General features: G+C 61.2%; 11 protein-coding genes. 4 read left to right on the forward strand and 7 right to left on the reverse strand.

Going from position 1 to position 14,909, the window contains the following annotated elements; translation table 11 throughout:
• The first annotated feature begins 4 nt into the window (after positions 1–4).
• Positions 5–2,005 (forward strand): alpha-galactosidase, encoded by a 2,001-nt coding sequence (locus A0U93_RS05850; protein WP_077808361.1) that lies wholly within the window; start codon positions 5–7, stop codon positions 2,003–2,005.
• Between the two features lie 5 nt (positions 2,006–2,010).
• Positions 2,011–3,855 carry a beta-galactosidase gene (locus A0U93_RS05855; RefSeq protein ID WP_077806517.1) on the forward strand — a complete coding sequence of 615 codons (1,845 nt, stop codon included), beginning with the start codon at positions 2,011–2,013 and terminating at the stop codon, positions 3,853–3,855.
• Between the two features lie 105 nt (positions 3,856–3,960).
• Here A0U93_RS05855 and A0U93_RS05860 read toward each other — a convergent pair whose 3' ends face one another.
• On the reverse strand, positions 3,961–6,444 hold the full coding sequence (locus tag A0U93_RS05860) for a TonB-dependent receptor (RefSeq protein ID WP_077806518.1): 2,484 nt from the start codon (positions 6,442–6,444) through the stop codon (positions 3,961–3,963).
• Here A0U93_RS05860 and A0U93_RS16380 point away from each other — a divergent pair.
• Positions 6,443–6,601: a hypothetical protein gene (locus A0U93_RS16380; protein ID WP_169852703.1), complete on the forward strand. Its 159-nt coding sequence runs from the start codon at positions 6,443–6,445 to the stop codon at positions 6,599–6,601. The two genes, A0U93_RS05860 and A0U93_RS16380, sit on opposite strands and share 2 nt — an antisense overlap.
• Positions 6,602–6,793: 192 nt before the next feature.
• On the forward strand, positions 6,794–7,555 hold the full coding sequence (gene nagB / locus A0U93_RS05865; RefSeq protein ID WP_077806519.1) for a glucosamine-6-phosphate deaminase: 762 nt from the start codon (positions 6,794–6,796) through the stop codon (positions 7,553–7,555).
• Between the two features lie 12 nt (positions 7,556–7,567).
• Here nagB and A0U93_RS05870 read toward each other — a convergent pair whose 3' ends face one another.
• Genes A0U93_RS05870 through A0U93_RS05895 form a run of 6 tightly spaced genes read right to left on the reverse strand, consistent with a single transcriptional unit; the run spans position 7,568 to position 14,851 of the window.
• Positions 7,568–9,757 carry a beta-N-acetylhexosaminidase gene (locus A0U93_RS05870; RefSeq protein WP_306345246.1) on the reverse strand — a complete coding sequence of 730 codons (2,190 nt, stop codon included), beginning with the start codon at positions 9,755–9,757 and terminating at the stop codon, positions 7,568–7,570.
• A 13-nt stretch (positions 9,758–9,770) separates the two neighbouring features.
• A complete protein-coding gene (locus tag A0U93_RS05875; protein ID WP_077806520.1) occupies positions 9,771–10,505 on the reverse strand; it encodes a copper homeostasis protein CutC in 735 nt (244 codons plus the stop codon).
• Entirely contained in the window at positions 10,502–11,269 is a 768-nt protein-coding gene (locus A0U93_RS05880; protein ID WP_211274051.1) for an ABC transporter ATP-binding protein, read from the reverse strand. The genes A0U93_RS05875 and A0U93_RS05880 overlap by 4 nt, the downstream gene beginning before the upstream one ends.
• On the reverse strand, positions 11,266–12,264 hold the full coding sequence (locus A0U93_RS05885; protein WP_077808363.1) for an ABC transporter ATP-binding protein: 999 nt from the start codon (positions 12,262–12,264) through the stop codon (positions 11,266–11,268). Before A0U93_RS05885 ends, A0U93_RS05880 begins: the two co-directional genes overlap by 4 nt.
• Positions 12,261–13,715, reverse strand: coding sequence for a M81 family metallopeptidase (locus tag A0U93_RS05890; RefSeq protein ID WP_077806522.1), 1,455 nt, complete (start codon positions 13,713–13,715; stop codon positions 12,261–12,263). Before A0U93_RS05890 ends, A0U93_RS05885 begins: the two co-directional genes overlap by 4 nt.
• Complete coding sequence (locus tag A0U93_RS05895) at positions 13,712–14,851, reverse strand: ROK family transcriptional regulator (RefSeq protein WP_211274052.1); 1,140 nt, start codon at positions 14,849–14,851, stop codon at positions 13,712–13,714. The genes A0U93_RS05890 and A0U93_RS05895 overlap by 4 nt, the downstream gene beginning before the upstream one ends.
• Positions 14,852–14,909 lie beyond the last annotated feature (58 nt).

Raw genomic sequence — 14,909 nt, forward strand, 5'->3', positions numbered from 1 at the left:
GAGCATGAGAAGATTCACATCGGGCGTGTTTCTGGCCTCGGTCAGTCTGATGGCGTTTTCGAGCGCGCAGGCCGAGGATTCCACGGTCCTGAACCCTGGCACGCCGGTCGCAAGCCTGACGAATGCACAGCAGAGCTTTGGCAACAGTGCTGTCCGGCTTTCATGGATAAAGCGTGGCTCGAAACTCGTCGAACCGAAATTTACCGATCAGGCACATGGACAGACAATCGCACTGCGTGGGCTGTTCACTGTCAATCTCGCCAATGGAGAAGCCCTGACCAGTGCCGACCTGCCCCTGACACAGGCACCAAGGGTCGAGACGATAACACCCGATGTGAAAGCCTCACGCGCGGCAGACCACCTGCCCGGCCAAGCCGTCACCGCGCGCTTTGCCGATCCGCAAGGCCGCTTCACACTTGTATGGCGTGCGGAGCAACGTGAGGGGTCGCCCTATCTCCGCGAAAGCATTGCCTTGACGCCACGATCGCAGGCTTTGGCGATCAGGAACGTCGCCCTGCTGGAGGCGAACAGCAATGACGGCGAGGTCATCGGCGATGTTCAGGGCTCTCCGGTCTTCATTGATGACAGTTATTTCGGCATTGAAAATCCGCTGTCGGAAAGTCTGGCATTCAATGGCCGAACCCGTCTGACCCTCGCGCAGGCCCTGCCCATTCAGGCCGATCATGCCTTCACGGTCTCCGCTGTCGGCGGCGTCGTGCGCCACGGTCAGATGCGTCGCGATTTCCAGATATACGTGGAGCGCGAGCGTACCCATCCATACCGGCCGTTCCTCAATTATAATTCGTGGTACGACATCGGTTATTTCACCCCTTACACACAAGCGGACGCCGAAAATCGTATCAAGGCTTTTGGTGAGGAACTCGTGCGCCGCCGCGGTGTCGAACTGAATTCCTATCTGTTCGACGATGGGTGGGACGACCGAAGCGGCACCTGGCAGTTCAGCAAGGATTTCCCGCAGGGTTTTCGGCCGCTCTGCCAGCTTGCCTCGTCATACGGTGCTGCACCCGGCGTGTGGCTCTCGCCATGGGGCGGCTATAGCAAACCCAAGGAAATCCGCGTCGCCGCCGGACAAAAGATCGGTCTGGAAACGCGTGATGGTGGCTTCGACCTTTCCGGCCCCAACTATTATGCCGTCTTCCACAAGGCCGTCATGACGCTGCTCCGCGAGGACTGCATCAACCAGTTCAAGTTCGACGGTACGGGCAACGCCAATCAGGTCGCGCCCGACAGTGTCTTCAATAGCGATTTTGACGCCGCAATCCATTTGATCGCCGATATCTATCGCACTAAACCCAATACGTTCATCAACCTCACAACTGGCACGTATCCGTCACCATTCTGGCTGCGGACGGCGGATTCCATCTGGCGGGGCGGTGAAGATGACATGCTGCGCGGGGTCGGAACCAGACGTCAGCGCTGGATCACCTACCGTGATTCCGACACCTATCATAACATCGTCGTCAAAGCCCCGCTCTTCCCGCTCAATTCCCTCATGCTGCATGGCATCATCTACGCGCAGAAAAATCAGCGTCTGAACGACGACCCCGGTCACGATTTCCCCGACGAAGTGCATTCCTTTTTCGGCACCGGCACGGACGAGCAGGAACTCTACATCACGCCCAGCCTGCTGAAACCGGCCGACTGGGATGTCATCGCACAAACCGCGAAATGGGCCCGCGCCAATGCGGACGTGCTGAAGGACAGTCATTGGGTCGGCGGTGATCCGGGCCGTCTGGAACCCTACGGCTGGGCAGCATGGACGCCCCACAAGGCAATCATCACCCTGCGCAATCCGGATCAGACGTCTCGCAATATCCTTATCGAGCCGCGCAAGGTGCTGGAATTGCCGTCCGATGCACCGTCACATTATGCCGTCCATGCACTCTGGGCGAAATCAGCAGCGCCAAAAACCCTGGACGCCGAAACACCCGTCGTCATTCGACTGGCGCCATTCGAAGTCATGACGCTGGAGCTGACGCCGTAAGCCCCGTGCTCTCACGTCGCACCGCCCTGACCCTGGGGCTCTTCGCGCTCGGCGACCGTCTGGTGACATCGACGCAAGCCGCCACACGTCCGTCGGCAGCACGACCAGACGGACGTGCACACCGACTGACGCTGCATCCGGACGGCTTCCGTCTCGATGACGTCCCCTTTCAGATCCGCTCCGGCGAAATGCACCCGGCCCGCATTCCCCGTCGCGAGTGGGCCCATCGCATTGCCATGGCCAAGGCGATGGGCCTTAACACCATCGGTATCTATCTGATCTGGAACACGCTCGAAACGAGCCCGAATGTGTTCGATCTGCATACCGATCGCCGGAACTTCGCTGCTTTCATCCGCCTCTGTCAGGAAGCAGGGCTTTGGGTTTTCCTGCGTCCCGGCCCCTATATTTGCGGTGAGTGGGATTTCGGCGGCTTGCCACCCTACCTCCTCTTCGATGGCGACATCGCCTTACGCACACGCGACCCCGCTTTCCTCAGCGCCTGCGAACGCTATATCGCAACTCTCGCCCCGGTCCTGCGCCCATTCCTGTCCCAGAACGGCGGGCCCATCCTCCTGACGCAGATCGAGAACGAATACGCGTCGTTCGGTGGCGATATCGATTATATGCACTGGACACGCAACGCGTGGGAGCGCCACGGAATTCCGGGGCCTTTCACGATCGCGGACGGCCTGCCGCAACTACGCGAAAAGCGCATATTTCTCCCCGATTGTGCGATCGGCCTGGATGGCGAAAACAATATCGCCGACACCAGAGCGCTTGCGCCCGATGCGCCGTTCTGGATCAGTGAAGCCTATCCTGGCTGGCTCACGCATTGGGGTGAAAAAGCGATGGCACGCGTGGATTTCACCAAGGACTTCCACGCCATCCTGCGCGCCGGCGTCTCTTTCAACCTCTATGTCGTGCATGGCGGGACCAACTTCGGATTCGGCGCAGGCGCAAATGCACATCGCGACGGATCGTCCTTCCAGCCGGTGGTCACCAGCTACGATTACGATGCACCTATCGACGAGGCTGGCCGCCCCACGGCAAAATTCCACGCGCTTCGTGCCGCGTTATTGCAGGCAACCGGCACACCTGCCGCACAAGTGCCGAAACCGCCTGACATGACCGATTTTCAGGCGGTTATTCCCGCACATGTCGGCAGATTGGAAAATCTGCTGCCCCCACCCCTGCACGCGGAGCATCCGGTTTCGCTCGAACGTGGTTTGCGGCAGGGTCACGGCATGGCGCTCTATCGCGTCACGATACCGCCGAACATCGGCGGCATGCTCCGGTTACCTCCCGTTCACGACTACGCACGTATTTTTCTCGACGGCACCGATATCGGCACGATATCGCGCATGGTTCCCAACGATGCCGATACGATGATCCCACCGGCCGGGCATCCTCGTCGGCTGGATATCTGGGTCGATAGCTTTGGCCATATCGGCTATGGCGCTGCACTGGGGGATCGGAAAGGGCTCGATGGCCCTGTCACTCTGGGCAACCATATCCTCCACGACTGGCAAATATTCGGCCTGCCGCTGGGCGACCGTTTTATCGCCCAATGCGCACCATTGTCGCCAGACATAGATGCTCGCGGCTTTCTGTTTCGCGCCTCTTTTGACTTGCGCGCGCCGGGCGGCACATACGTGGATCTCAGTAACTGGAAAAAAGGATATTGCTGGATCAATGGCCATCTTCTGGGACGCTACTGGCATATTGGCCCTCAGCAGCGTCTCTACTGCCCCGCCGAATGGCTAAAGCCCAGCGGCAACGATCTCATGCTTCTGGATTATCATCAGAAAGAGCCCGCTCCGGTCATCGGAAAGACTTCTTTGGAGAACTGAACGCATCTTTCCGGACGGAATTTCCAGTCACCTCTCCGCGCGACATCGTCCAACAAAAAAAGGCCAACATAACGTTGGCCTTTTTTCCTGCATCGCCTCTAAAAATCAGAAGCCGGTAGAGAGCGAAACCAGCGCGGCAAAATTACCGCCCGTGAGATAGACAGGCGATCCTGCCGAAATCGCATTGCCGTAAATGCCGCGCCGCCCCTGCGCCGTCGCCGAGAAACTGCCGGGAGACGAGCGGTAAAGATTATTGCCGATATTGATCAGGTTCAGCTGAATTTTCGGCCCCTTCAGATGCGGCACATGCGGGAAACGATAACCAAGCGAAATATCGGACACGACATAATAGGGAATGCGCTGATCGTTCATGAACGTCGACCATTGCGAACCGACATAGCGAAGGTCGAAATTACCGAAGAAGTGCTTGTTGTCGTCATAGGACAGCCCGACCGAAGCCGTCCAATGCGGCGCCGCGACCATCGTTTTCCCTGCCGTCGGCAGATAATCGATGACGGAAGCGCCCGCTGCGTTTTTCGCGGATACAGGCACGTTGTTATCCAGCGTCGCATGCAGATACTGCGCCGAAACATACGGGCTGAAATGATGCCAGGGCTTCAGTCCCAGTTCGCCCTGAATGCCGCGCGACGTCTCGCCACCGATATTGATCGGCTCGGAAATCAGCATATTGGTATTGGGAATATAGGCGCTCGACGTGACCTGATGGTTCGTCAGGTTCATGTTGAATGCCGAAATCTGGAAATTGATTAACTTTCCGGTATGGCGATAACCGATTTCCTCACCGATCGAGTATTCCGGCTTCAGGCTGCCCGGCTGCTCCACGGCATGGGCGGAATTCGGATCGAAAATCTGGCTATAGGCCTCGACGGATTCCGGCGCGCGGAAAGACGTCGTCCCGTTCAGGTAGATCTGGTCGCGCGGCGTGATCTGATAGCTGGCCGAGAACTGCGGCAGAGGCTCGAAATAATTGCCGACAACCTTGTATGGATCCGCTCCGGGAACATCGTTGGTACCCTGACGCGCCACCATCGCCGCGCGGAAACCGGCGCTCAATGTCAGCTTGTCGTCCAGCAGCTTGAGCGTGTCCGCCAGATAGAGCGCATTCACCTGCTGGACGAAGTTGAGGTTATAGCCGCTCAACAGAGCGCCGCCCGTACCCGGTACGGTGATGCCGTAACGACCATAGGCGTTGGCAGCCTTGCCGGAAGGATCGACCACCGCAAAGGTCGATAGCTCCTCATGCGTCGTATACGAATACCAGTATCCGAACGACAGCGTATTACTCCCTAACGTCCAGTTGAGCGACGCGTTGATCGCACCGGTCTTCTGGTTCCAGGGATCGACACCCGCCGTCGTCAACATGCGCTGGCCGTTGGCACCGACATAGGAATTGGGCTGGTTCAGATCGCCATATTGCATCGTGCCGTAATAACCGCCCGACGCCGGAATATTCTCGCCACCCACCGACGGACCATTCTGATGCACGTAATAAGGCGTGACGTTCAGCGTCAGATTATGGGCAAGCGTGAAATGCATCGGCGCAATCACGTCGAGCGAATTCAGATTGCCGAAATTCAGTTTATAATACGTCGAGTTGCCGGGATAATAGGTCGGGCTATAATTGAAGCCCGTGCCATACTGCTTCCATTGCGCGGCCGTCGGTTCACGCCAGGTCGTCTGCTCCTGGCGGTTATATCCGAAAATCGCGGTGATGGAGTTATCCTCACCCCACTCCTTCACGAACTTCGAATCGATGTGATATCGTTCCGCCCCGCCCGGACCGCGCCAGTTGTTGTTCGACAGATGGGAGAATGATGCAAAGCCGCGAATGCCGGTATTGCCGATATCACCCGTATCGAGACGCAGGAATTCCTTGTTCGCGCTGTGCGTGCCACCCAGCAGGCTCAGATATCCACCGTATTGATGCGACGGATTCATTTCGGTCGCGGAAATCTGTCCACCCACCGCGTTGAACAGTGGCGCATCCAGATCGGGCGATCCCTGGGAGACGGTCACCGAACCAAGATTTTCCGTATCGACGAGCATCGACGTGTACGGCTCATAATTGATCGGATCCGCCAGTGGTGCGCCTTCGAACAGATAGCCGATCTGGCTTTCATTCATGCCGCGCATGGTCAGCGTATCGCCCGCAGTGCCCAGCGGGCTCTGGTTGGCATACACTACACCCGGCAGATTCGCGATCATCGACGAGATGTTGCCGCTTGGCGTCTGCTTGGCGATCCAGTCGCGCGTCACGCCGCTTTGCGAACGCGGCGCGGTCTGACGCGGCATCAAACCGCCACCCGGCGTCGTGTTCGTTACGCCATCGGCATGTCGTGCACTGCCCGACACCGCGATTTCTTCCGTCTGCGGCCCGGCCGGCCCCAACACACCACTCTCATTGCCATTATGCCGACGACGTAACGGCGCCGCAGCGGCATGCCCCTTGCCTTGCGCATGAACCGATTTCGATGACGCTGTCTGTGCTTTCGCCGAGGTAGCGGCCAGACCATTACCTGCCATCAGGGTGGCGCAACATAACAGCAGCCGACGATTCGATATGCGCATGGTTAAATCCCGTCCGTTTATTCAGCATTTGAACAAAATTGATCGCGGCAAACTTGGCCTGCCGAATGGACCGCAGTGGGTCACCTTTGGGTTCGGCAGCAAGCATCTGCAAAAACCTTATGCGGGCCATTACTGGATCGCAATAGTTTATTCCTGAAACAAAGAAATTTTTGTGACGACGCCATCCATGCCATCGCTGCAACCGTAACGAACGTTGCCCAGTCGTCATTTGAGATAATCAAGTCGACGGCCGACCAGTTAATATCTATCGCTGAATTAAGCGCCCTCTCCTATGCAGGATCATCCCGACACGGGTGACCGTGTCACTCGCCATTCCCGTGGAGCTTTTATGAAACTCATCATCACCCCGGATGCCGCCTCCGCCACGCATGTCGCGGCGCATCTGTTGGCCGACACGATTCGACAGCGACCCGATGCGGTTCTGGGACTTGCCACGGGGCGAACGATGGAAGGCGTCTATGCAGCACTGGCCGACATCCATCGCGCGGAAGCACTGTCCTTCTCCGGTATCGCGTCTTTCAACCTGGACGAATATGTCGGCCTGCCGCCGAGCGATCCACGCTCTTACCGACATTATATGCAGACCCATCTCTTCGATCATGTGGATGCCGATGAGCGCCATATTCATGTGCCCAATGGCATCGCAGCGGATTTGAAGACCGAATGCGCGGCCTACGAGGCCGCGATCCGCACGCATGGCGGCATTTCACTGCAATTGCTCGGCATCGGCGATACGGGACATATCGGCTTCAACGAACCGCCCTCGCCCTTCGATACGCGCACCCGCGTGGTGGAACTGGACGCCGCCACCCGTCAGCAGAACGCGGAAATGTTCGGCGGCGACCCCGATGCCGTCCCCAGTGAGGCGATCACCATGGGCGTCGGCACCATCCTGGATGCCAAGCGCCTGCTGATGGTGGCGACCGGCCCCGCCAAGGCCGATATCGTCGCGGCGGCGCTGGAAGGACCGATCACGCCGGATGTCAGCGCGTCGGCCATCCGTCTGCACGGCGATGTCGTCGTCGTATTGGACGAAGCCAGCGCAGGCGCCCTGTCGCCGGAAACCCGCGCTCTCGCGAACGCGGGCTGACCCCCCCCCCCTTTACTTCGAGGCGTTCACCAGCGCCTCGATACCCGGTAGAATCGCGATCATCAGGCCGCTTGGCGGCAGCGTGCTTTTCAGCGATGCGACATGGGTCGCGCAAGCCGCGAACACCGCCTGTTGCTGCGCGATCTGTTGCGCAGCTTTCACGCGCCATGCCTTGTTGTGGTGTCCCTTCTCCATCGCCTCCAGACCCGTCAGCGCCAGAGCCGAAAGCTGCTGCGAGACCGGTATGGCCGCCTGAAGTTGCGGTGTCGTGGCCACGACCTGATACGCGCTGGCATTCGCGGCATAAACATTCAGCATCGCGCGCAAGGGGGCCGCAACGCTCAGGTCGCCGGCCGCGTAACGCGACGCCAGACGATTGAACGCCATGGCGGAGAAACTGTCCGGCTGAGCGATCGCGCCCGGCGCATCCAGCATCTCGTCGCCATTGTTCGCCAGGCGATTCATGGCGTAATTCTGCACCGGAACGGTCGCATCCGTCAGTACCGTCAGCGGCTCGATATTGTCCGGCGTCATACGCGCCACCATGCGCGCCCGATTGCGCGATGCCTCAAGCCCGGTCGCTTCCAGTTCCGCCTGAATGGTCGGCAAACGACGTTCCATATCCGCCACGTCCCGCACGCTTTCCGGCGACCAGTAGCGTTCGGCAATGGCGATCGAACGTGGCCACAGGCGCGCATCCGTCATCTCGTCCGAGACGATCTCACTCCACAACGGTGCCTCGCCACCCAGCACCAGTTTCTTCTGCGCGTCGTCCAGCGGCGGTTCATTCGGGTCGAGCGTGAACGCATCGATCATCGGACCGGCTTTTACGCGGGCCTTCGCGCCCTCTTCCGGTGACAGACCATCCGCCTGCACATCGAACGGGTCGACGGCATAATGCTCCGCCGCCGGACGCAGCAGATCCAGATAATAACCCGACGAAACGACCACCGGATGACCGGCCCGTGTTGCGGAACCGATCCATTTCGATCCACGCCAGGCTTCCACGACCACATCCTTGGGAATCGGCGCTTCGCTGACCTCATCCCAGCCCATCATGATCTTGCCCTGATGGGCGAGAACCTTCTCGACCTCCGCCGTGAACGCCGCCTGCAACGCCGGCGCGTCCGCATAACCGTGCGCCTTCATGTACGCGGCGATCTTCGGATTGGTCGTCCATTGCTTCGACACCACCTCATCTCCACCCGAGTGGAAATAACGGTCGGGGAAGAGCGCTCCCATCTCGGCGTAGAGACCTGCGGCAAAACGCAGGACATCCGGCCGCGTCGGGTCGAACGCTGGATTGTTGAGGTTGAGATGTTGCGAACAGCTTGTGGTCGAACCTCCGCCACTGAACGCCGTCTGGCAGGTCTTCAACCATTCCTTCGTCAAGGGAACCGGTTGCTGCGCCGCCAGTTCCGGATAGGCTTGCAGAACCGACAAGGCATGCCCCGGAATGTCGAACTCCGGCACGATACGGATGCCACGATCCGCCGCATAAGCGACGATCTCGCGAATCTGCGCCTGGGTGTAATACTGATGATGACCGCCGATTTCCTGAAGCTTCGGGTAGCGGTGGCTCTCGACACGGAAACCGGTGCCGTCGCTTAGGTGCCAATGCAGCACGTTGAGCTTTGTCAGTTCCATCGCGTCCAGCTGGCGCTTGACGGTCTCGACCGACACGAAGTGGCGCGACACGTCGAGCATCAGCCCACGCCAGACGAAACGTGGCGCATCATCAATATGGGCATCGGCCAGAGTTACGCCCTGCGGCGTGTGCTGCACCAGTTGCAGCAGCGTTGCCAGACCACGAAGAACACCCGCCGGTCCGTTCGCCGTCAGCGTCACGCCATCCGCGCCGGCGTTCAGCGTGTAATGTTCATGTTCGTGAACGGTGAGGTATTCCGGGTCCCGTCCAACGCGAATATGCAACGCCAGCGGCGCGCCGCCCGCAGCCGATGGGCCCGTCAGTTGGTTCAACCGCGTCTGAAAACGGGCGAGCGCGCGTTTCAGGAGCGGCGTGGGCTTTCCACTGTCCCATACGACCTGCATACCTCCCGCAAGGGGCACACCACCGCCGTCGAACGTCGCGGATTGCGGCATTGGCATCAGATCCGGCGCCGCGCGCGCCGGACTCGCCCCTCCCAGCATCAGCGCCATTGCGGCGCAGGACAGGAACATTGCATATCGGGTTCGTTTCATATTCGATATATCCTTATGAATGATCGTATCTGTCAACGGTGTCGAGCGCAGCGCGAAGGGCCTCAATCACCAGAGGATCGGCCGGCGCACGACTCACACCAAAACCCAGGGCCGCGACGACTGGCGCATATTGCTGAACGGGGCCGCGACAGGACCCGTGCACGGCACCGACCCCCGTCTCCCGCACCAGCGCCACCACGTTCGCCGGATTGACGCCACCACCCGCCATAATTTCGATCCGCCCGGCTGCGGCTTGCGTCAGGGAATGCAGGACAGCGGCCCCTTCCGGTGCCGTCCTGGCACCGCCAGATGTCAGGATGCGCTCGAAACCAAGTTCGATTGCCGTTTCCAACGCCCGCAACGGCTCAGGCACCAGATCGAAAGCCCGGTGCAGCGTCCGCCCCATCGTGCCGCAAGCCGCACTCAGCCGTGCCAGCATGGCGATATCCAGCGTCCCATCGTCCCGGCTGGCCCCCAGCACGACGCCCGCCAGACCCGCCGAGCGCGCCGCGGCAATATCGCCGAGCATGACCGCTTCCTCTTCCGCATCGAACACGAAGTCACCCGCGCGCGGTCGGATCATCGCATAGGCCGGCGTCTCAAGGGTCACCGCCAACCGCATCAGCCCCATGCTGGGCGTCAAACCGCCAACCGCCAACGCCGCACAAAGCTCGACCCGCGCGACGCCCGGCACCTGCGCCGCATGCAAGCTCGCCACATCGTCGACGCACACTTCCAGTTCGATCATGCCTGAGGCTCCAGAGTTCGATGCGACGCCAGCAGCAGGCGCGTGTAGTCTTCACGCGGCGCTGCAAAAAGCGCGACTGTTTCTCCTTGTTCCACGATCCGGCCGCGCCGCAGCACGACCGCCCGATCGCAGAGAACACGCACCACCGCGAGATCATGCGTGATGAACAGGATCGACAACCCCAGATCGTCCCGCAAATCCATCAGCAGGTTCAGGATCTGGGCCTGCACGGAAACATCCAGCGCCGCCGTCGCCTCATCCGCGATCAGCAACGCCGGCTCGACAGCCAAGGCGCGCGCAATGCCGATCCGCGCGCGCTGACCGCCGGAAAAGGCGTGCGGAAGCCGATCGTAGACGGCATCGGACAAGCCTACCCGCGTCAGCAGTTCCGAAACACGCTGCCGACGCAGCGCTTTCGGCACGAGACGATGAATCGCCAGCGGTTCGGCAATCTGCGCGCCGACGGTCATGCGCGGATCGAGACTGGCGAACGGGTCCTGAAAAATCATCTGCACATGCCGTGCGCGACCGACATGCGCCGTGCCCTGATCGAGAACGATCTCTCCCCTCGCCACCGGTGTAAGCCCCACGATGCTGCGCGCAATCGTGCTTTTCCCGGAACCGGATTCGCCGATCAGCCCCACGATTTCGCCACGACCGACACGAAACGAAACGCCGTGAACGATCGGCACCGGGCGAGAGCGCCATAGCGCGCCGCCACGATACGCCACATGCAGATCGCGCACATCCAGAAGCGTCGTCATGGCGCCACCGTCCATTCGTCCGCGCGGCGGCAGGCGACATGACGCATCGCCAGCTGCATCGTCGGAATGGCGGCGACCTCGCATGCCGGTTGCACGGCAACGCAGCGCGACGCAAAGACACAGGATGTCGGGCGCATCCCCGGTGCGGGCACGGCACCCGCCATCACACGCAAACGCCGCCGCCCGCGCGGATCCGCGATCATCCGCGCCGGATCGGGCATGGAAGCCAGCAATCCGCGCGTGTATGGGTGGCGTGGCATTCGCAGAACGTCGTCGATCGGCCCTTCTTCCAGAAGTCGCCCGGCATACAGAACCGCCACCCGATCCGCGATAGCCGCCGCCGCGCCGAAATCATGCGTGATAAACAAGGTGGCGGTGCCGGTTTCCGCCGCCATCTCGCGTATCAGCGTCAGAATGCGCCCCTGAGTGCTGACATCCAGCGCCGTCGTGGGCTCGTCGGCAATCAGGAGTGCCGGGCGGGTGCTCAACGCCATGGCAATCATCACGCGCTGGCGCATGCCGCCCGACAGTTCATGCGGATAGGCACGCCAGCACTGCGCGGGATCGTTGATGCCGGTTCGCGCCAGCAAGGCCTCTCCGGCCTGACGAAGATCGGTTCGGCCCGACCGTTCGGCACGCGCCAGACATTCGCTCAGTTGCCTGCCAATGCGCATCGTCGGATTCAGCGCACTCATCGGTTCCTGAAAAATCATGCCGATGTCGCGACCGCGCCGCGCACGGAACTGCCTTTCCGACAATGTCGCGAGATCGAAACGGTCCTTGCCGTTCGAAAACAGTATCCGTCCCGCCGCAATCGTTCCGCCACGCAACAGGCCCATCACCGTCAACGCCGCGACACTCTTTCCTGAACCTGACTCACCGACGAGCGCCAGCGTCTCGCCGCGGCCGATACGTAGAGAGAGCCCCTCAAGCGCGGCGACTGCGCCGAAATCGACCCGCACCCCTTCCAGTTCGAGAACCGGCGTTCCCGTCATGTCGTGCCAGCGCGCGGCGTCTGCACGAAAACCGTCGGCGACCACGCAAATTCCGCGTCGAACGGGAAACAGGGCCGCCGCGTCTGTCGTCGCGGCAGATGCGCGACATCCTGATTCACCACACCATCCGATAGTGCCATGAGCGAGGGATTGGCCAAGGGCGCCAGATCCGGCGACAGATAGCCCGACTTCACGACCAGAATCCGCGCCGCAGCCGGATCGAGTCCCAGCCGCTGGAAGTCCGAGATGTTGTGATAAGGCCGTCGTCGCGCGGCAAGAACGATCGTGATGCCCCGATGCCGCACGACAGCCTCCCGCTCCGCAGGCTCGGCATGATCCTGCAAATGCACGACGGTGCATTCCAGCGACACGCGCACCCCGGCCGGATCAAGCCGCGCACCGATCGAGAAGGATTGTTGCCCCCCGATGCCAGCTGCAAACGCTTCCACGCAGGCGGCCGGATCGGTGATCGCCGCAACGATGACATCCTGCGCATCCTGCGCGGCCAGGGCGGACAACACATCCGCCCGGTCGCCGACACCGCCGCCGGTCGGGTTGTCGCCCGAATCCGCGATGATGGCCGGTTGCGTTTCCGCTTTCATCGCCCGCACCACGCAGTGCGCAATGCTGCCCGTTTCGCAGCCGAACACGAAATCGTGCCGGGCATTCCAGTACGCTTGCGCCAGTTCGCGCGCCGCCTGCTTCAGGGCCAGCTCATTTGTCCCCGTGATGACGGCGGATGCCGTTGCGCGCGGCTCATCCGCCCAGACGTATCCGACCATCAACGCCGCGTCCCAGATACCCGCCCGAGCATCGTATTCCGGCAGACGCGCGTAGAGGCTTTTCGCCGGCTCGTCCTCCGTGCTCGTCCTTTCGCCCGGCAACAGAACGGGTACCGGCGCCCAGACGATCGCCGGTCGAACACCCTCCTTCAGCGCGTCGACCAGCATATCCACGGCACGCCGCATCGTGCGTTCGACATCGATATGCGGCGCGGTGCGATAGGCCGAGAACATATCGAGCGAATCGATGATCGGCTGACTGACATTTCCGTGCAGGTCATAGCTCGCTGAAACGTAACATTCCGGACCGACAACATTACGCGCCGCAGAGATCCAGTCCACCTCGGCATCGTGCAGCCCCTCGACGAACATGGCGCCGTGCATGGCCAGATAAAGCCCGTCGAGGGGCAGGCTCGCTTGCAACCGTGTCAGGAAATCCGCCTTGAATGCTTCATACACCGCCCGGGAAACAGGGCCGCCCGGCACGGCGCGCGCATGCAGCAGTGGCAGGAAATCCGCATCGAAATCCTGGAGAAATGCGAAATACGGCATCTCCAGCATGTCGCTTCCGCGAAGAATACGGAAATCCTCCTGTTGCATCAGAACCGGATTATATGTGCTGCATTCCGTGTGAATACCGCCGAAGGCAATGCGGAATTTCCTGCTCATGTCCAATCGCTCCCGAACAGATAATGTTGGGCGGCCAGTCCGGCGGCACCCGTGGCGAAACTGTTGGCTTCCGCGCCACGCAATGTCAGCGCCGTCTGGACGCCCGCGCGCCGCAACACATGTGTTTCCATCTCCTGACGCAGCACGCGGCCAAAGACACTTTCCTTCAATGCGGGGTCGAGGATCACCACCACCTGGCTCGGGTCGAACATCTGCACCAGTTGCGCCAGCGCGATGCCCAGCGCCGTCCCGGCACGGTGCAGGATCGCCAGCGCTTCCGGATGGCCGTTGGCCGTCAATGCCACCAGTTCGGCAATATCCGTCGTCAACCCCACCTGCCGCGCCGCGCCGCGGATCGCCTGTAGCGACGAGACCGTCTCCAGACATCCCCGGTTGCCGCACCGGCAGGGCAGCGCGTCCTGCGAGCCGAATGCGATCGGTGAATGGGACAGTTCGCCCGCCCCGCCATGATGCCCACGATGCAGGCGTCCATTGACGATATGCGCGCTTCCGATGCCGTCCCCGACGAAAACCAGACTGAAATCCGGCCGGTCGCCCGTCGGGCCGAAGAGCTGCTCGCCCAGAATCAGGGCATTTGCGTCATTCTCCACAAAAACCGGCAGGCCGGTCAGGGACGACAGGCGCCCGGCCACATCGAGATCCACCCAGCCCAATGCCGCCGACGCCAGACAGACCCGCCGATCGCGCGAGACGAATCCCGGCTGCGCGACCCCGATGCCGGCAATCGGCCCGACATCAGGTCCTGCCTGCGCGCGCACGGTCTCCACCGCCGCCGCCAGTTGCGGAAAACAAATCGCGGGGTCGGCTTCCCGGCGCATCGAATGCTCGGCCAGCACACGACCATGAGGATCGGTGAGGACGACCGTCACCGGGTCCGTCTGCAATGAAATGCCGACGAAGCTTGCCGCGTCACTGCACAGGCCGAGCGTAACCGACGGTCGCCCCTGCCCGAAAACCAGTTCCTGCTCGCGCAGCACACCGCGTGCGATGAGGTCGCGCACCAGAAGCGTGACGCTCGCCTTGCTCAGGGCGAGGTTGCGCGCCAGATCGGTGCGGCTCATCGAACCATGACGGCTCAACGTGCTGAGGATGCGATGATGCCCGGCCGAAAACATGATGGAACCGCCTTGTGCGATGACCATCTTATTTCGTTTGATAAACCAAGTTCATGTC

The organism is Neoasaia chiangmaiensis (genome assembly GCF_002005465.1).
Classification (GTDB): domain Bacteria; phylum Pseudomonadota; class Alphaproteobacteria; order Acetobacterales; family Acetobacteraceae; genus Neoasaia; species Neoasaia chiangmaiensis.